Below are 16,289 nucleotides of genomic sequence, written 5' to 3' on the forward strand. Positions count from 1 at the left end.
ACGCTCGATCGACACTTAGCCGCTGATCGACGGTAACGTCATCTCACACACCGGGAGCCAGGAGACTGCTCATGTTTTCTTTCTTCAACCGCCAGCGCCAGCACCAGCGCATAATGTCGACGCTCAATCAGGTCACGCTCGACGCCGCGGAGCGTATGCAGCAAGACGCCGAGCGCTCTAATCGCCGCGCAGAAAATGCGAGGGAAGATCTGGCAGAAGACCAGCACTCCAGTTACATGCGGAAGGTCGGTGAAGCGCAGTTTTTGGAGAGCGAGTGCTACCGACTGAGTGCCGAGCTTGCCGACTACAGGGCGCTCGCTGAATACTGGAGCAACAGCTACGAACGTGCGCGCAGGACGGTGAATGTCCTGGTCGAGAACTGGCGTCCTACCGAGGCGTTGGACGAAGATATGGACGCACGCCAGGCTCGCTTGAAAGCGATTCATCAGGCGAGCTGGGAAGCCATCCTCGCGGACGAAGGCTGGCCGGCTCGCCGTGAGGCAAAGAACCAGGCTCGGATTAAGGAGCGCCGCGGCTAAAGCACCGCGGCCCGCCGCTGCTGTTGTTTCTGACGCGGCGTCGGCGTGGGGTTGTGCACCCGCTGCCATGCCTCTTTGAAGGCGGTGGCGACGCGTTGGAACAGCGGATCCGGCGTTGCTTGCTTGGGCGGTTCGGCGGCCTCTGGCCGCTTCGTCGTCCGCCCCGTGAGCCCTTCTTCGGTCACATTGAGCTGAAGTTGATCGCTCGCAATGTTCGCGTCGAGCGCGGGCCCATAGATGCCATCGACAGTGCCGTAGAGCGCGTAGCTCTGCTTCATGCGCGTGAACGCTACCAAGGCCAGCTGGCGGTCTGACACGCCGCCCGCGTTCTCACCCGCATAGTGATAAACCTCAGTTTTCGACTGCCCTTGCGCCTTGTGAATGGTCGATGCATAGCCATACTCGATCGCGCTGAAATCGCGCGTGTCGAACGAGATCCTGCTCCCGTCGTCTTTTTTGATGTCGCTGATCAGCGTCGCTTCAATCCGATGCCCGCCGCCTTCCAGGGCTTCGATCGCGTCGATGCGTGCGCGGCTGCCGTTCACCAGCCCCAACTTCGATTCTTTCGCGTTGAACCGCACGTGATCGCCCACAGCCAGCGGCAGGGGGCGTGTCTTCCCTTCTGTGCCATACGCAACTTGGATCACGTGGTCAGGTCCCAGTCGCCCGCGCGCGTGCAACCCTTCTCGGACCGCAGCGTTGAGCGCGTTAACTTCGGCCCGCTTGCTCGCGAGAATCGGCTTCTCGTGGATCGCTGTCGGGCTTCCAAGGTAGTCAGCGATCAGCGTCCGCATCGCCTCCGCGTCGTCATCGAACGCGCGGATCTGCCCACGCTTCTCCATGCGCGCGAGGATCTCGCGCCCTGCTTTTGCATTCTCGCCACGGCTCCGCAGTTCATCGCCGCCGACCGCGTAAAACAAGCCAGCCGTCTTCGTGTCCTCACTGTGCTTCTGCCGCCGGATGTCCGCAAGCGTTGCCCCGCCAACCGCTTTCGTGATCGCACGCATCGCGCCACCACGCTCCACGCTTTGGAGCTGCAAAGGATCGCCCTGCAAGATCACCTTGGCCTTTGCTTGCTCAGCGTGCTTCAGAAGCGCTGACATGCTGGGCGTTCCCACCATGCCCGCCTCATCCACCAGGATCAGACTCTTCGGCGTCAGCTTCGTCCTGCCGTCGTCCAGGCCTTTCAGCAGGGCTGCGATCGACTGCGAAGGGATGCCTGCTTCTGCTTCGAGCTTCTTCGCCGCATCCCATCCCGTCGCCGCACCGATCACGTCGTAGCCAGCGGCTCGATGGCTGGCAACAACGGCTTCGCTGACCGTGGTTTTTCCGGTCCCTGCCCGACCAACGAGCGATTGGACGGCGCCTTGGGATTGGGTGAGGTGTTCGACGGCCTTGCGCTGCTCGGGCGAGAGCTGGAAGCCGCGCGCCTTCTCCATCTGGCTGATCGCCTGCGTGACCTTGGCGGGCTCAACTCGATGGTCCTCGGTCGCCCTGGACTTCACGCTCTCAATCATGGAGCGCTCCTCTTCGACCACGGCTTGCGACGCGTAGCGCACTTGTCGATGACGCCGGGCGAGATGATCGCCCCGCTCGTCGTCGTGGATTTTCTCCGGTTGAATCACGTGCAAGTCGTTGCGCTGCACGAAAGCGTTGCACGCCTTGGCGACACCGTTCGCGTCGAGCGTTCCGGCATTTCGCTCCGCAATCTGTTGCAGGAGGTCATGCCGCGTCCAGACCGTTTTCATCTCATGCAACTTCGCCAGGATCTCAGCATCCTCCTTCGCCTGGTCTCGCATCACCGGCTTGCGCTCACGCTGCCGCAACGCCTCGGCGTCGGCGGGCATTCCGAGTTCAGGATGGCGAAGCCGGAAACTGTCGAGATGCGCTTTCCATTGTTGAGTCAACTCTTCAAAGGGTGGCTCGTCTTTCTGCTGCCGCGTTTTTAGGTTCGCGGCTTGGGGCGAGAGCGAAGGATCAGCCTTCATCGCTTGCTCGATCTGACCACGCCGACCGCTCATCTCTTCTGCGAGTTCGTCCGGGATCCCGGCGACTTTGAACGCGCGGAATTTTTCCTTCCCAGCATCGTCCAGGTGAATCTCGTCTTCGATCCCGAAGCCTAGGCCGGCCATTCCCGCTGCGAGTTCAGCCCGGTAGAGCGCCCCGACAGCCATTTTCTGGCGATAGATCTCGACCGTTTCCAGAGCGCCCCATTTGCCCTGGGCGTCGAGGGCTACGTTGTAGGCGACGCAGTGCGAATGGAGGTCGGGATCGCACTGGCTCTCGCTGCCGTCGAACGTTTGATCGTGGGGACGGGCGGCGAAATGGGTGTGGCGTGAGATGACCATTTGGGCATCGTGCACGTCAACACCGTTTTTCCCGCGACGCGTCTCTGCCGCTTGCTTCTCGATCCAGTCCAAGCTTTTGGCGACCGCGCGATGGTGAGCGTCGAGGATCTGATCGCGCAGCTCGCCGTCAGCCGCGGCGAACGCCACAGACACCGTCTTGGGCGCGCTGAACGTCATGTCCCAACCGATCCTCTGCTGGACCTCGCGCAGGATTGGGTTGCCGCTTTCATCGAGGCGGGGGTTCCCTTGGCGATCCTTCAGCTCGACCACCGCGGGCTTTTCGCCCGCGTTGCGGCGGAGCTTCGTGCCGTCCGGTGCAAGGCCCTGAGCCAGCTTCGCCATGTCCTCCACGTCGACGGCTTTTCGAGTCAGTCCGAGGGCCTTGGCGCCGCTGCCGAACCAGGCGGAGGCGACGACCTCCTTGCCGTCCGCACTCTGATAATAGTGCGTTGAGGTGAGATACTCAGGGATCGAGCTTCCTCCACTTGATCCGCTCTGAGTTTTCAACGCGCGAATGGTCAGCATGACGTTCTCCGATGGCCGCAAATGAGTTGTTCCAGGTGCTCTCTTGTGCACCCGGGTTGCGTGAGAAATTCGATGAGCCGGTGGCCGCTGACGATGAGGACGCGGCCACCTGCGTCGGCAATCGCGCCGCGGGAGCCTTCGCCGGTTCGCCCGGTGTGCACGAACAGCCCCAGAGCGCCATGTGTAGCGCATAGGGAAGCGAAGGCAGCGACATGCGCGCGCTGGATGTGCGCGGAGTAGCGCTTCGCTTGAATCAGCACGCGCTGACCGCGATGGGTGAGCTCGCCGTCGATGCCACCGTCGCCGGTGTAGCGGAGATTTCGCTGAATTCTGACGTTGTCATCTTCGACAGCGGTCAAGATCAGCTCCTCGAACGCCAACGGGTCAATCCTGCGGAGATAGCCCAGAGCGCGAGCAAAGCCGTTTTCTTGCCCCGCGATGTCGGCAATCTTCTGGCGTAGGCTGCGGCTGCGAGCCACTTTGTGGAGATGCCGGCGGCGCCCCCGCAAGCGAAAGCGATTAAGGAAACGAGACCACCAAGTGGTCCATCGAATCGAAGTAGGATTCAAGATAGCGTTCATCTATCGACGCTACCGAAACGCCGCCGGCTGTCTAGCCGCTATCGACCGGGTATTTGCACCGGCAGTGGTGGCAACTGTAGACCCGCCTCGACGCCGGCAAGCGGACTGGTTTCGCCCTCTTCCCGGAGCTGCGCGGCCAGATCGCTCAGCGGATGCGCTGTCTGCGCTTCTAGTGCAGCCCTCGCCCAGGCCTCAGCCAGCGCGATAGACGGGCTCGGCGACGGTTGCGGAACTTCGAGCTCAGGGGTGTCACCACCACCCGCCTTCGCTTTCCCCGCCACGACCTGCGTCCACTTAGCGGGACGGTGCGGCGTGCGGCGCTTCTTCGGGCTCGTCCCCTCGAAGTCGAGTTCGAGCAGATCGGGGCCGAGGCCCGCAACGATGGCGCGGATGCCCCAACCCAAGGGGAACCGCTTGCCTTTCTGCGGCCCCAGGCGATCGGTCAGTTCGTGAGGTGCGATGACGGGGCGCTGCTCTTCGTGCACCGAGAAATTCGTGTTCGTGGCGCTGCCGCCGCCGCTTGTGCTGACGTTCGTGATCGACCAGCGCGCTTTCCCGAACTGGTCCGAGATAGCGTCTCGGCTGAGCGACGGCTGCACGCGAAAGACGAGATGCGTGCCGATCATTGAGCCGAGGCTTCGCATGGTTTCCTCGCCCCATACCGCTCTGACTTGGTCGAGCGATTGCACAGAGGCGATGAAGACAACACCCTTCGAGCGGCCGCGCTCGATGAGACCGGCGAAGTCGATCTTGCCGACCGAGGGCAGCTCGTCGATCACAACCGCGATCGTCCGACCGTCTTCGTTGTCAGGCAGCGCTGCGGAGAGGAGCCGTGGGGTGAGGAGATTGAGCATTGCGCTGGCGAGCGCGGTGGTGAGTGAACGGTCAGGCCCCGCTTGGAAGATGACCTGGCGGATCTCGCCGTTGTAGCCATCCGCAGCCCATTGCCGCAGGGAGATCGACGGCCGCATGTCACCCGTTCCGGGGTCTTGTCCGTCGCCCCATGCCAATGCCAAGTCATCAACCAGCTTCGTGTAACTCGACAACGTGGCGAGGACGCTAGACGTCGCACTGCTCGCGGGATCAGCGACCAGGGCGAGCGCCTTGGGGAAGTCTGCGGCCATCCTCTCTGCCATGCTCTTCGCATCCACTGCGAGCCGGTCGGCCAGGCTCCGCCACCCCCAGTTCGTGCCATGGTCGTTCTGCAATGACCGCAGAACACCCTCCAACAATTGGCGTGCGGCGATCGACCAAAAGCGTCCGCTTCCCTCTTCTTCTCTGATGAGCGACGCGGCAAATACTTGTGAATCACTGGGGGTTCGCACGTCCTTTCCGATGTCCCAGACCAAACTTCGCCGATCCCACGGGCACACCAGCCCGACGGAACCGCCAAGAAAGTAGGACGTAAAGTCGCCTTTGACGTCGTAGATCCACGCCCGATGACCAGCATCGATGAGCTGCTGGATCGCCGGGACCAAAACGACTGTTTTCCCGGACCCGGGCGAGCCGTAGAGCAGGATCCCGCGGGTCGCCCTTCTCTTGTCTAGAGCGAGCGGTCCGAGTTGCAGGAAGGGCTTCCCTCTCGCTTCGTGCTTGCACGATTGCCGTGCTGCCTGGACCGCTTCCTTGCCTCTTAGCAACTGCGGCCCGGCCAGGTGGCGCATCCTCCGCGTCGGTCGTAGGCCGGCTTTCAGCACCCATCCGCCAACGATGCCCGCGGCAGCGAGCGCGGGCGCAAAACAGCGATGCACAAGCGACAGGTCCGGCGCCGCCGGGTTATCCACGATCGCATGGGGGTTGAGCCACCCCGCGGAGAGTGCATGGAGCACGATGCCCGGGTAGTCGAGGGCTTGTGCCAGGAAGCCACCGGCCGGGGGATGAGGAAGCGCGTGCCAGATCGCGGCGCTCAATCCGGCATAGACGATCGCGCCGACACCCAGGCCTGCGCCGACAGCATGGTCAACGCGCCGAACCCATCGCGAAGGTTCGAGACCCGCGGGCTCCGACTGCAAGAACAGGTTGAGGACGTTGTCTGCCATCACAGCCCCAGCGTTGGTTCCAGGCCGCGAGCCACGCGCTGCGCGTTGTGCTCCGTCAATCGCTTCAATGCGAGGCCGTAGTCCAGCGTCATGGCCAGCGCCTCAGGCGTGCGCCCGTCTCGATCACGTGGGCCATGCGGGTCTGCGCCGTGTGCGATCAACAGCTCCCAGGTTTGCGGTGACTTGCTTCTAACGAAAGCAGCTTCGTGAAGGGGTGTGCGACCAAACGTATCCTGTGCGTTGGGATCCGCCCCACCCGCCAGCAAAAACTCAGCGACGTGAATGTGGCCCTGGGCGGCTGCGATGTGCAGCGCTGTTGCTCCGCCGGGGCCGATCGCGGTTGGGCGAGCACCCGCAGCGCAGGCGGTCTTCGCCATTGGCACGCTGCCCGTGGCCGCTGCCTGGAAAAGGGTCTGCTCGGCGCTCATTGGACGCCTCCCGCTCGAATGAAGACGCGCGTGAGACGTGCGCGTCGCCACGCTCGATCAATCGCGCGATCCAAGGCTTCCACGGTCTCCCAGTAGCCTTTTTCGGCTGGTGCGGGTCGCTTCCCGTTGATGCGCCAGCGCGCCAGTGCGCCAGCGTCGAGCACGATGCCGAGTAGCACCTGGACAGTCAGCATCGGGATGAAGCGTTCGCGCTGCGCTTGGTAGATCGCTCGCTCGACGCGAGCCATGGCGCGTGCATGGGAGCGGCGGCAGACCGGGTTGTCGGGCGTCCACGCCAGAGCGCGCTCTGCGTCGAACGCCTGGCGGGCCGCTTTCTTGATCGCTTGGCGAAGGATATGGGGGCGCTTCATCGGCTCAGCCCCATCGCTTTTGTGGGCATCACTGGCTTGATCCGGGGCGCGCGGGCGATGGCAGGCTCCGGACGCTCACGCTGAGGCTGAGCCGTGGTCGCCTTCTGCCTCTCCTGCGTTTGCTCTTGGGCTTGGTAGAGGTCGAACTGGCGGATGTGCGTGACGATTTTCTCTGCGTCAGCGCACGCGCGGAAAATCTCGCGTGGATCTTGCCGAAGGGCTGCGAGCCAGCTCCCGAGATACGCATCGTGCTGGCCCGGGTCATGAGCGAGCCCCATCTCCTGACAGCTTAGATAACTTCCGATCTCAGCTCTCAGCTCTTCCCGGGCGTAGTCGGGCGATCCGAACGCGTGGGCCATGGACCGGTTGAGGCGCGACGGGTGCCCCGTCCAGTGCCCCAACTCGTGCAGCGCAGTGGCAGCGTAGCGGCCAGCATCCAAGAACTGACCGCGCTCAGGCATCACGATCCGATCTTTCGTGAGCGAGTAATGTGGCGTCGCGCCCGGCTCGTGGCGAATGTCAGCTTGGCTTTCTTTCAGCAACGCTTCGACACGCTCGATGGGGTCCCATGCGTGCTGCTGGATTTCGAGCGGCGGCATACCGTCGATTTGCGAGGCATGGAAGACCGCCGCATAGAACGCTCGCGGGCGTTCGAGCTGCACGGTCCGCTTTTCCCCGGTCGCTTTGTCGGTCTCCTCCTTTTCGAACTGCCAGAACTCCACACTGCGAGACTTCTCGCCGCGGCGCACTTGCCAGCCTTGGGCTTCCGCTTGCTTGTATGTAACCCATCGCGGATCTTGGTTTGGTTGGGCCATCAGTAGCGCGATGGCGTTGATCCCGCGGTAGCGCTTCCCGGTGGTCGGATTCATCGGGAGGCCGCCGAACTGGCTTTCTTCATACGGGCGCTGCCATGGAGCCGTGCCTGCTTCGAGCCGGGCGATGATGTCCGCTGCGACGCGCTCAGCGAACGGGATCTTGTCAGTGCTGGCCATGGTGCACCCCCTGGCCCCACGCAAATTGTTCCGGGGTGCGAGCAGTCAGCGCGTCATCGAGTGACAGTGCGTCTTCACGGAAGACGCCCGGGTCGTCAAACTGGGTGCGGACAGCGCGTTCGACTTCGCGCATACGAGCGCGACGAAAAAGATCAGCAAGTTGCAGCATGAGTGGAGCCTCGGCAGTGGGTCTCTCTTGACCGTAGGCCGAATCTGCCGGATCGGAAGTCCCCCCTCTGCTATGACGCCCGCGCGTAGCGCCGTGCTTTTCACCCCATCGCCTGGCAGGGCTCTTCTTACTCTTCCTGCTCTTGTCCTTGCCCTACGGAGTGCAGCGAATGCGGCACAACGCGAAAAGCCGGAGAAGCAAAAAAGCCCATCTGCCCGGCCCTCCCGGGCCAGTCGGGGGAAGAACGGAGCAAAACCCCACGGCCTGCCGAACTACATGCCTCACCAGCGCGGACGGGGCCTTGGGCGAGGCGGATCGGGCACCCGCTGGGGCGATGGCGCCGCGATAACTTGGGGCTGCGACGCCATAAAAGCGGCGCGCATGAAGCGCGACATCGGGACCGCTGTCTTCACCCAGACGCCCTTCACTTCGCCCGGCGCGAAACTGGCACCGCTGCACCGCCACTGCATGACCGCGTTAGCGACTTGCATAGCTGAAATAGGCGGCCTCAGCGCGTCTTGAAACTCACCCATGCGCTCGATGCCTTCGAGCAAGTGGCCGAGATGTTCGAGGCCGAAGCCCCCAAGGATGATCCCGGCCAGGGCGCCACCGAACGCCTCGGCGAAGCCGCCCTCGGTGTCCAGCTCGTTGCTTTCAGGGTCGATCGGGACGAAGACCCACAGGTCCTGCATGTCGGTCTCTGGTGTGTAGGCGTTAGGCGTCATGTCGGTCTCCGGGTGAGCATGCCGGCAGCGGTTGAGGTCCCCAGGTGTTCGCGGATTGAGCGATGGCCTGGGCGGCTTGGACGGTCCACGCGGTGGCCGCGGCGCATGATGCGACAGGGGTTGCAGCACCTCCGTCGATCCAAAGGAGCGAGCCTTCAAGTTCGCCCTTGCGATCGAGCTGCGTGAAGACCGCCGGGTTGAGAGCGGGACATCCTAGCGACCGGCCGACCGGGCCCGTTTGGCTCACGTAAGTCGCAGGGTGCAGCACCACGCCGCGCTCTCGCGCGTGAGCGTCGCTCGGGCTCAGTCCATCGAGGCGGTAAGCCTTCCCATGCTTCGCCATGTCATACGGCTCAGCGACTCGATAGAGGCCGAGGCTGGTCTCCCCACTACCGAGCGCGTCGCCGAACCGCGTGGGCCATCCGGTTTTGCCAGGATCTGAGCCCGCACCATGCGCGACCCTGGTCACGGCATCTACGATCGGATGGCTGGGATCTGAAAGATCGAGCACCCAAAACCGGCGCTGTGTGCTCGGTCGAGTCATGTCTGCGAGTAGCAAGCGCTTCGGCGCGTGGCCGGTAGTGCAGATCGAAGCCGTGACAGCTCGATCAATGGAGTGAGGCGGGGGAAGTGGTGGTGTGGTGGTAATCATCGCTGGTGGTCTCTAACGGGGTGGTGCCACCCCTCTATATTCACCGTAGGCGAAACCAGGGTTTTGTCGAGTCGATGTCGATCATGACTTTCAAAATGAAGAAGCCGTGGTTCTCAAGCCACGGCTTCTAGTCAGGTGGATGGGTCACGGCGGGGTCACATGCTCATGCCGCGTTTCTGCGCTTTCTTCGGCGGGGCAATCTCGCCGACTGGCACGGGGTTGTAGAAGCTCGGATGCGTCGGTTTCGAGAGCTGGCCCTGCCCGCCGCTGCCTTGGCTTCCTTGCTGCTGCGTCGGTTTCTGGGCACCCATGCTCAGCGCGGCGGCGAGGCCCATGCGCGGGCGCTGTTGAGCTTGCTTCTGTGCTGCGGAAGGTTCCTTCTGCGGCGCGGCCTGTGGCAGCGGACGCTGCCAAGCGGCGGGTGCCTGTTGTTGAGCGGCTTGCGCTTCCTTGCGCTGGCCGGACCGCCGACGAATGGCGTCTGGGGTCATCATCATCATTTCTCCTCTGTCGTTTCGATGGTTTCAGGGTTACGAATGGCGTCCAGCAGCGCTGTCAGGGGCTGGGGAGTCTCCTCGTCGTGTGTGATGGAAAGCTGGTCCTCTGCGTTGGCTCGCTCCGCTTCGGACGCCAGCGCAGCCTGGATCGCCTCTTGACGCGTCACCGCATCTTCTGCGGCGAGATCGCGGCGACCGGCGAAGTCGGGGTCGAGCAAGTCGTCGGGGATGGCGTTCATGGGCGCAACGACGCGCACGTAATCGCGTCGCGGCACACCACCACGCCGGACGCTCGCGAACGCCACGCCAAGCTCGCTCGTCAGCGACGAGAACTGCGACATTTCCAGGATCGGCTCTTCCTTCATTTCCCGGACCAGGATCAAGTCGTTCGCCAACTGATCCTCGAAAAAGGCTTTGTCGCCCTTGTCCATGCGCCCATCTTTGAACCGAGTGCCCCCCGTCTTGCGACGGAACGCGGCAAGCATTCGTGCCATTGGGTGGCCTTCGTCCCAGAGGGGCGCGCCGTAAGCCTTCGAAACCGACCCGACGAAATCGACCATCGCCGCGTCCGTCTCGCGCCGCGGCACGCGGCCCATCCCGACACCCTCTTGGATCCATTTCGCCGTTGCGGGGCTTGTGCGCATAGCGACACGGGACAGAAGACTGGCGAGCATCGCTTTCGTAGCGTTCTCGTTCTTGCTCGTCTGCAAGAGGCTTTCGATCGACTGCGTCGCGACGATGTAGTGACCGCCGAGACTGCGCGCCTTCGGGATCAGATCGGCGTCTGCGGTGGTCTGGATGTCTTGGAATTCGTCCAGGATCAGAAAGCACGGCGTCGCCGTCGGATCGACTTTCTGCCAGTCCCCGTTTGGACATCCAGCGCGCTGTTGCAGCTCACTGAGAATGCGTGCCTTCAGAAACTTGACGACGAGCGATGCGGAGGCCTGGCCATACAACGAGCCACTGATGTCCAAGCCAACGGCTTGCCCGTGCAAGCAAGCCTCTACGTGAGCGCCCGTATCAGCAGCAGCCCACCTCATGAGGTCTGGATGCGACAAATACGGAGAGAACCAGAGCGTCCAATTAGCCAGAACAGAGCCGCGCGTCTCAGCCGCCATGGCTTGCACCGTCTGCGTCGAGTAGAGATACGCTTCTTGAAGCATCCCGTCGATCACGCCTTCGCGCTGCGCGATCTGAACCCAATAGTCTTCGATCTCGTCGAGCCCATCTTCCCCGGACAGGAAGAGCTTCCCAAGACGGTCATGACACAGCAGCGACCACTTCCACGGTTGTCCTGATTTATCGCAGATCTGGTGCTTGACCATGGCTTCGAGCATGTAAGCCGCGGGCCGACAACAGGCGGCGGTCATGCCGTTCCAGGTGCGCTCGGAACCGCCACCACCGCCGACCGAAAGGTTGTTCTCTTCGTGCTGCCTCGAAATTGCTGACGCTGAAAGGGCCTGATAGAGACTTACCAGCTCATGCTTCGGGTTGAGCGCTACGTAGTCCCGCATACCGACGTGCTCGCCAGCGAGTGCGCCTTTGCCGTCAGCCAGCAGCAGACCGATCTTGTGTCCCGCACGACGTGCCCGCATCAGATCAACGATCTTCGGTCGCAGCTGGGTGCTCGTCTTACCGGAGCCGGTCTCGCCGAAGATGATCATGTGCGTCGAGAGATCGCGCAGGCTGATCGCCATAGGCAAACCTGGATCGGCAGCGAAGCCGTCTCCGCGGTGGGTCAGCTTGCCCATCGTCTGGCCGATCGTGATCAACGGGCTATCGTCCTTCGCCGCCGCAATCGCTTGAGCTTTCCGGGCGGCGACGTGCGATGTCACAGCGCTGCCGTCCTCACCGCCGGCCTTGCGACCTTGAATGGCCAGCCGCCTGGCGCGCTTGCGCTGCTCGCTCCACGAATGCGCGAGCGGCAGGAAGCAGCTCGGCAGAAAACAGATGAATGAGATGAGCGCAGACCGGCTCGAAGACGCCGCAAGAACTGGCAGAACCAAACCGAACAATGCAGCGGTGACCGCCCAGCCTTTCCGGGGTGCGGTTGCCGTGCGAATGAGCAACAGCGTCGCCAGGGCCAGCGCACCAGTGATGACGCCCAAGCCGCGAGGCAGAACCGTCGTGAGCATCGCGAACACGCCCAGCACGCCGAAGAGCAACGGGGTCGCGGCGCTGGTCGCACCGCTGCCGAGGTCTTCGGCGAGCATACGACCCGCAACCCGATACTGCCGGCCGCGAGAATCTGGGGCGCTCAAAATATACCTCGACTGACGATCCTCCAGATCCTTTCGGAGCGGCAGCATCTGGCCGTTGCCGGCGTCGAACAGGCCTTCTTTGTTCGCTTGCGGCACGTCCCAGCGCACGGCCAGGAGCTGAGCTTCATCGACGCTGAAATCCAGGATGGACTTCAAGGGCATCAACGTCCCTAGGATAGATTTGAGCTTCATGTCAGTGGCTCCCGAAATTCAGAGTGGGGGTCATGCCGCCGACAGGCGACACGTGCGAACGGATTTCGTGCGAGGCACCCACGATCAGCGCGAGCGCCAGAGCGAACGCGGCCAAGCCAACGCTCGTCCAAGCCGCGACATGACCCAGCATCCGGCGACGAACAGCGTCGATGATGAGCGTGCGCCGCTGGGTATCGGGGTTGCCGATACCGCCTGGCGGCTCGGGGCGATCACCGGGCACGTAATAAAAAGAAGCGGGGATCGGCGGCGCGATGCTTTCTGGTGTGCCGATCGCAAGGCACCCGAGGAAGCTCAGCACGCGAGAAGTGATTGAAGGAGTCATGGTGGGGACCTGTGTGTGGGGTGAGATCTGTGGGGATACAGATGACCCTAGGCCGAATCTGCCGAGTCGGAAGGGGTGATCAGTGCTTTTTCTTGAAGAAAGCGTCGAGCCGGGCTGTCTGGTCTTTCGCCCATGCGTCGTCGCTCTTCTTGTCCGCGTGCTGCATCGACTTCTGGATGTCGGCGGCGTGCGCGACCTTCCATGGATCCTTCTTCGGTGACACAACCACAGGACGAGGAGTGGGATGCACCACTGCGGCAGGCGGTGGCGGTGTGGTCGGCGAGATAGCGGGAGCAGCCGGCACCGGCATGGTTGCCGCGATGACCGGAGCGGTCGGCTTCTGAGGCGCCGTCGTGGTGACGACGGGCGGCGTTGCGACTACAGCGGTGCTCGCCACCGGGGCGGCAGACGCCTCGGCTTTCGCCGCAGCTGCTGCCGGGCTGGCTGGCCGGTGCATCCACCAGCGCACGCCGAAGGTCACACCCACCGCTAGCACCAGCACGCCCAGTCCGGTTGCCCACTGCTTCGGTGACACAGCCGCGATGGCCTGACCCAGCCGACGCGCGCCGGCTTGGCTTGCACGTGTGGCCGATCCCAGGGCCGCGCCGGTTTTCGCTTTCATCGCCTGCGCCGTCGCCCTGGCCGCGTCCGCGGCTTCGGGTGACAGAAAGCCGGCATCCGGTTGAGCCGAGCCAGCGCTGCCCCCGAACCCGTCGAAGTCATCAGCTATGGCCGGCGGGGGCGGCGAAGCCGCCGCCCCCTTGGCCGATTGTGTGGGTGCCGGCGCGGGAGCCGGACCTGACAGGAAGTCATCATCGAAGCCGCTCATCGCTCAGCCCTCCGACTTCGGGATCGGGCTGATCACAAGCCGCGGCGACTTGCCGGCAACCTCGATCACGCGAACCGTGGAGCCCGCGCGCAAGTGAGCGCGGATGCGAGAAGCGATCCAGGTGCGCTGAGCGACCGTGCCGTGCACCTCGATCGTCGTCGGATCGGAGGCGCCGTCCGCCAGGTTTGCGGCTTTATCGAGGACCGACGCGACATCGGCGGCATGAGCCTTCACGCCAGCGGCCGGCAAGTCGATGGTCAGGCGATCGAGCGCGTCCACCTGGGTGGCCTTGCCTTGGCCGTCTTTCGCTTCGACGGGCTTCGTGACCACGGTCGCCTTCCCGCCCTTGACCGCCTCCGCTTGCGCGGCCAGGGCGCGAGCCTGCGCCAGTTCATGCTGGTGGATCTGGACAGCGCTAATCGCGCCGACCGCAGCGCCGGCAGCGCAGCCTTTCAGCATGTCCGAGCCGTCGCCGATGATCTTGCCGAGCACGGCGCCTGCACCGCAGCCAAGGATGGCGCCCCCGGTTGCGGAGCGGGTGGTGTCCGATTTCGAGCCGAACACGCCGCCGACTTTCTGAGTAGCGGTGTCGATAGTGGCGCAGCCCTGCAACGCGAGGGCGGCGGCGAAGGTGGCGATGAGCGTGGCGTGAGAAAGCACGCGGGAAATGGATTGAGACAGTGTGCGCATGTGGGGATACCTCTGGTGTGGGGTGGGTGGGGAAAGGGAATGGGTTAGGCGAGCGCAGGCAGTGGCTGCCGCGGCTTGAGGCTGCGACGCTTGCTAGTGCGAGGAAGGACGCGACCGTCGATGGACGTGGCGACAGCGAGACGCCGGACAGCGCAGTCGAGCTTCTGCGGGTGATCAGCGAGCTGCTGCCAGATCAGCCAGCCGACGGGATCGCCGACCTCCTGGCTTTCACTGAGCGCTTTGCGCGCGAGGTCGTAGTGACCAGCGAAGTCGGCGGGCATCAGCATGTAGCGCTTGAATGTCGTGCTGGCGAGGTTCACGAGCGTGTCGTGCAGCTGCTGCTTCATCGCGGCGTTGCAAAGTGCTTCGACAGATTTCAGTGATGGACGTGAGGGCATGGGTGGTCTCCTGATTACCCGCGCTTCGCGGGCGTGACGGTCTGGCTGAGCGCTTCGATGAAGCGCGCGATCAGGTCGCGGTTGGTTTTGTCGGCAGCGCGGCTCGCCTCGACTTGCTGAGCGAGCGCCAACTTCGCTTCTGCGCGAAAGCGATCGGTTGCTTCACTGATCGCGGCGTGTGCGGACTGCTGAATGAGCTGCGTCGTCTCGTGCGTGTGCAGCAGTGACGCGACTGCCTCGCGCAGCAGGTCAGGCCGGCTCTTCCCAACGCGCTTCGCCAACGCGTCGAGCGCGGGCATCTGGTCATTCGGAATGCGGATCGTGATGGCGGTCTGCGTGCGCATCGTGGGGTTTCTCAGTCAGCGCGAAATGCGCTTCTCTAAAACCCAACGTAGGCCGAATTCGCCGGATCGGAAGCCCCTCTGGACCTGCAGTCGATCACGACATGGCAACGCCGTGAAATGGCGTTCTGGCGCGGTTATTGGCGGAATGGAGTGCGCGCACGGCAACGCGAGCGGGTTGCGGAGGCAACGCGCGGGTTCGTTTGCAGTGCTTGGTTTTGACGGCTATCAGACGCGCCGTTGCGATGCCGCTCGCTCCCATCGGAGGTGCGTCTGGTGTGTATCCCATTTTTCTGGGGATTAACGCTCCGCACAGAAGCTGAAGCATCCCGAAGCCGCCCCAGGTTCCCCGGCAAGAGATGCACGCTTCCCTGTGCGCACCCTCCCTCGTCTTCGCGCATGAGACGCCCCTCAGGCACCATCACGCGCATGGCCTCCGATGACTCCGACCGATCTCTCGAACGTGCCCGCCGTCTGCTCATTGTGCGGACCTGTGCTGCTCTTGCTCGTCTTCAATCTCGCGTGCTTGATGAGCGCTTTTCGTATGCGATGCCGGGTGAAAGTGCACCTGGTCAGACGCGAACAACGTGGCCCGTCAGCTCACTGTCGCCTTCCTCTCCTTGGCTCGCGGGTGTTCGAGACACGCTCTCTCTCGACTACATCCTCACCGCAATCTCGCGCGCCCAAGCCCAGCTGCTCGATGCCGTCGCCTCCTCGCAGCCGCTCGATGCGCTGGGGGTCTGCGTCGTGCTTCAGAGCGTCGCTGTCGAAGCGAGCGAGTGGACGCCACCCGTCCAAAAGCTGGCTCAGCAGTGGGGCGTCGAGCTGCCTAAATCACCGCAAGCGTCAGGCCGCTAGCAGGCGCCCCCTTCCGATCCGGCGTTAATTCTCTAACGTGAATGGAGACCCCTTCTCGGAGCTGCTCCATGTCCTCACTCTCACGTCAGCGCGACTGGCAAAACGCTCACCTTGGCTTGGATCGACGAGCCATTCGAATCACTCTGCCCGCCTCTCTCGTCTCAGATGCGGAAGCGCTGGCGAACGCCCAGGGCGTTTCTGTGCCCGGTCTCGTGGCCGCCGCGCTGGCATATGCCGAGCAACATCCGGATGAGGTTCTGTCGCTCTTGCCGATCATTGAGCGGACCCAAGGCATTCGGTTCCGGCCTCCTGTTCAAGCCAAGGGGCGAAGCCGTGATTGATCTACCCCCTGCTGACCTGCTCCCGTTTCTCGATCGCGTCGAGGCGGTCCGCAGGTTGCCGGCTCCTGTGCCCAAGTGGCTCCGATCGCGCGTGCTCGGTGAGGGCCTGGCGCGCTGTTGGCACTGCGAGGCGGCGCCGGCCACGCGGGCTGTCTATATTTTCTCGCCAG

The 16,289-nt window shown here is 63.6% G+C and carries 18 protein-coding genes; 2 read left to right on the forward strand and 16 right to left on the reverse strand.

Annotated elements, in window-relative coordinates; translation table 11 throughout:
* Window positions 1-71: 71 nt before the first annotated feature.
* The gene (locus tag C693_RS0109485; protein WP_017462031.1) at window positions 72-539 is read left to right on the forward strand and encodes a hypothetical protein; all 468 of its coding nucleotides are present in this window, start codon (window positions 72-74) and stop codon (window positions 537-539) included.
* On the opposite strand, the gene mobF is transcribed toward C693_RS0109485, so the two are convergent.
* The 16 genes from mobF to C693_RS0109550 form a co-directional block, all read right to left on the reverse strand.
* Window positions 536-3,412 carry a MobF family relaxase gene (mobF, locus tag C693_RS0109490; RefSeq protein ID WP_017462032.1) on the reverse strand — a complete coding sequence of 959 codons (2,877 nt, stop codon included), beginning with the start codon at window positions 3,410-3,412 and terminating at the stop codon, window positions 536-538. The genes C693_RS0109485 and mobF overlap by 4 nt on opposite strands.
* On the reverse strand, window positions 3,406-3,993 hold the full coding sequence (locus C693_RS24490) for a restriction endonuclease (protein WP_083868277.1): 588 nt from the start codon (window positions 3,991-3,993) through the stop codon (window positions 3,406-3,408). Before C693_RS24490 ends, mobF begins: the two co-directional genes overlap by 7 nt.
* 38 nt (window positions 3,994-4,031) lie before the next feature.
* Window positions 4,032-6,032: a type IV secretion system DNA-binding domain-containing protein gene (locus C693_RS21450; RefSeq protein WP_017462034.1), complete on the reverse strand. Its 2,001-nt coding sequence runs from the start codon at window positions 6,030-6,032 to the stop codon at window positions 4,032-4,034.
* Entirely contained in the window at window positions 6,032-6,460 is a 429-nt protein-coding gene (locus tag C693_RS22615; protein WP_017462035.1) for an ankyrin repeat domain-containing protein, read from the reverse strand. Before C693_RS22615 ends, C693_RS21450 begins: the two co-directional genes overlap by 1 nt.
* Window positions 6,457-6,831, reverse strand: a complete 375-nt coding sequence (locus tag C693_RS0109510) for a hypothetical protein (RefSeq protein WP_017462036.1) — start codon at window positions 6,829-6,831, stop codon at window positions 6,457-6,459. Before C693_RS0109510 ends, C693_RS22615 begins: the two co-directional genes overlap by 4 nt.
* Window positions 6,828-7,823: an ArdC family protein gene (locus tag C693_RS0109515; protein ID WP_017462037.1), complete on the reverse strand. Its 996-nt coding sequence runs from the start codon at window positions 7,821-7,823 to the stop codon at window positions 6,828-6,830. Before C693_RS0109515 ends, C693_RS0109510 begins: the two co-directional genes overlap by 4 nt.
* Window positions 7,810-7,992 carry a hypothetical protein gene (locus tag C693_RS24005; protein ID WP_198506853.1) on the reverse strand — a complete coding sequence of 61 codons (183 nt, stop codon included), beginning with the start codon at window positions 7,990-7,992 and terminating at the stop codon, window positions 7,810-7,812. The genes C693_RS0109515 and C693_RS24005 overlap by 14 nt, the downstream gene beginning before the upstream one ends.
* Window positions 7,993-8,273: 281 nt before the next feature.
* Window positions 8,274-8,717 carry a hypothetical protein gene (locus C693_RS0109520; protein ID WP_017462038.1) on the reverse strand — a complete coding sequence of 148 codons (444 nt, stop codon included), beginning with the start codon at window positions 8,715-8,717 and terminating at the stop codon, window positions 8,274-8,276.
* A complete protein-coding gene (locus C693_RS24495; RefSeq protein ID WP_083868278.1) occupies window positions 8,707-9,369 on the reverse strand; it encodes a murein L,D-transpeptidase catalytic domain-containing protein in 663 nt (220 codons plus the stop codon). Before C693_RS24495 ends, C693_RS0109520 begins: the two co-directional genes overlap by 11 nt.
* Before the next feature lie 155 nt (window positions 9,370-9,524).
* Window positions 9,525-9,869: a hypothetical protein gene (locus tag C693_RS0109525; protein ID WP_157798583.1), complete on the reverse strand. Its 345-nt coding sequence runs from the start codon at window positions 9,867-9,869 to the stop codon at window positions 9,525-9,527.
* On the reverse strand, window positions 9,866-12,319 hold the full coding sequence (locus tag C693_RS0109530) for a type IV secretion system DNA-binding domain-containing protein (RefSeq protein WP_017462040.1): 2,454 nt from the start codon (window positions 12,317-12,319) through the stop codon (window positions 9,866-9,868). Before C693_RS0109530 ends, C693_RS0109525 begins: the two co-directional genes overlap by 4 nt.
* A gap of 1 nt (window position 12,320) precedes the next feature.
* Complete coding sequence (locus C693_RS23645) at window positions 12,321-12,662, reverse strand: hypothetical protein (protein ID WP_157798584.1); 342 nt, start codon at window positions 12,660-12,662, stop codon at window positions 12,321-12,323.
* 79 nt (window positions 12,663-12,741) lie between these two features.
* Window positions 12,742-13,491 (reverse strand): hypothetical protein, encoded by a 750-nt coding sequence (locus C693_RS23650; protein ID WP_157798585.1) that lies wholly within the window; start codon window positions 13,489-13,491, stop codon window positions 12,742-12,744.
* Window positions 13,492-13,494: 3 nt separating this feature from the next.
* Window positions 13,495-14,181: a hypothetical protein gene (locus tag C693_RS0109540; RefSeq protein WP_017462042.1), complete on the reverse strand. Its 687-nt coding sequence runs from the start codon at window positions 14,179-14,181 to the stop codon at window positions 13,495-13,497.
* 44 nt (window positions 14,182-14,225) lie between these two features.
* Complete coding sequence (locus C693_RS0109545; protein WP_017462043.1) at window positions 14,226-14,528, reverse strand: hypothetical protein; 303 nt, start codon at window positions 14,526-14,528, stop codon at window positions 14,226-14,228.
* 65 nt (window positions 14,529-14,593) lie between these two features.
* Window positions 14,594-14,923, reverse strand: a complete 330-nt coding sequence (locus C693_RS0109550) for a ribbon-helix-helix domain-containing protein (protein WP_017462044.1) — start codon at window positions 14,921-14,923, stop codon at window positions 14,594-14,596.
* A gap of 923 nt (window positions 14,924-15,846) precedes the next feature.
* Here C693_RS0109550 and C693_RS23655 point away from each other — a divergent pair.
* The gene (locus tag C693_RS23655; RefSeq protein ID WP_157798586.1) at window positions 15,847-16,119 is read left to right on the forward strand and encodes a hypothetical protein; all 273 of its coding nucleotides are present in this window, start codon (window positions 15,847-15,849) and stop codon (window positions 16,117-16,119) included.
* Window positions 16,120-16,289: the final 170 nt, after the last annotated feature.

The sequence above is a fragment of the Dyella ginsengisoli LA-4 genome, assembly GCF_000334915.1.
Taxonomy (GTDB): Bacteria; Pseudomonadota; Gammaproteobacteria; order Xanthomonadales; family Rhodanobacteraceae; genus Dyella_A; species Dyella_A ginsengisoli_A.

Coding starts and splice junctions, on each gene's coding strand:
- C693_RS0109550 (WP_017462044.1), bottom strand. CDS start 14,923: ATGCGCACGCAGACCGCCATCACGATCCGCATTCCGAATGACCAGATG.
- C693_RS24490 (WP_083868277.1), bottom strand. CDS start 3,993: ATGAACGCTATCTTGAATCCTACTTCGATTCGATGGACCACTTGGTGG.
- C693_RS23655 (WP_157798586.1), top strand. CDS start 15,847: ATGTCCTCACTCTCACGTCAGCGCGACTGGCAAAACGCTCACCTTGGC.
- C693_RS22615 (WP_017462035.1), bottom strand. CDS start 6,460: ATGAGCGCCGAGCAGACCCTTTTCCAGGCAGCGGCCACGGGCAGCGTG.
- C693_RS0109510 (WP_017462036.1), bottom strand. CDS start 6,831: ATGAAGCGCCCCCATATCCTTCGCCAAGCGATCAAGAAAGCGGCCCGC.
- C693_RS0109485 (WP_017462031.1), top strand. CDS start 72: ATGTTTTCTTTCTTCAACCGCCAGCGCCAGCACCAGCGCATAATGTCG.
- C693_RS23645 (WP_157798584.1), bottom strand. CDS start 12,662: ATGACTCCTTCAATCACTTCTCGCGTGCTGAGCTTCCTCGGGTGCCTT.
- C693_RS0109520 (WP_017462038.1), bottom strand. CDS start 8,717: ATGACGCCTAACGCCTACACACCAGAGACCGACATGCAGGACCTGTGG.
- C693_RS0109515 (WP_017462037.1), bottom strand. CDS start 7,823: ATGGCCAGCACTGACAAGATCCCGTTCGCTGAGCGCGTCGCAGCGGAC.
- C693_RS0109530 (WP_017462040.1), bottom strand. CDS start 12,319: ATGAAGCTCAAATCTATCCTAGGGACGTTGATGCCCTTGAAGTCCATC.
- C693_RS0109525 (WP_157798583.1), bottom strand. CDS start 9,869: ATGATGATGATGACCCCAGACGCCATTCGTCGGCGGTCCGGCCAGCGC.
- C693_RS24005 (WP_198506853.1), bottom strand. CDS start 7,992: ATGCTGCAACTTGCTGATCTTTTTCGTCGCGCTCGTATGCGCGAAGTC.
- C693_RS0109545 (WP_017462043.1), bottom strand. CDS start 14,528: ATGAAGCAGCAGCTGCACGACACGCTCGTGAACCTCGCCAGCACGACA.
- C693_RS0109540 (WP_017462042.1), bottom strand. CDS start 14,181: ATGCGCACACTGTCTCAATCCATTTCCCGCGTGCTTTCTCACGCCACG.
- C693_RS24495 (WP_083868278.1), bottom strand. CDS start 9,369: ATGATTACCACCACACCACCACTTCCCCCGCCTCACTCCATTGATCGA.
- C693_RS23650 (WP_157798585.1), bottom strand. CDS start 13,491: ATGAGCGGCTTCGATGATGACTTCCTGTCAGGTCCGGCTCCCGCGCCG.
- C693_RS21450 (WP_017462034.1), bottom strand. CDS start 6,032: ATGGCAGACAACGTCCTCAACCTGTTCTTGCAGTCGGAGCCCGCGGGT.
- mobF (WP_017462032.1), bottom strand. CDS start 3,412: ATGCTGACCATTCGCGCGTTGAAAACTCAGAGCGGATCAAGTGGAGGA.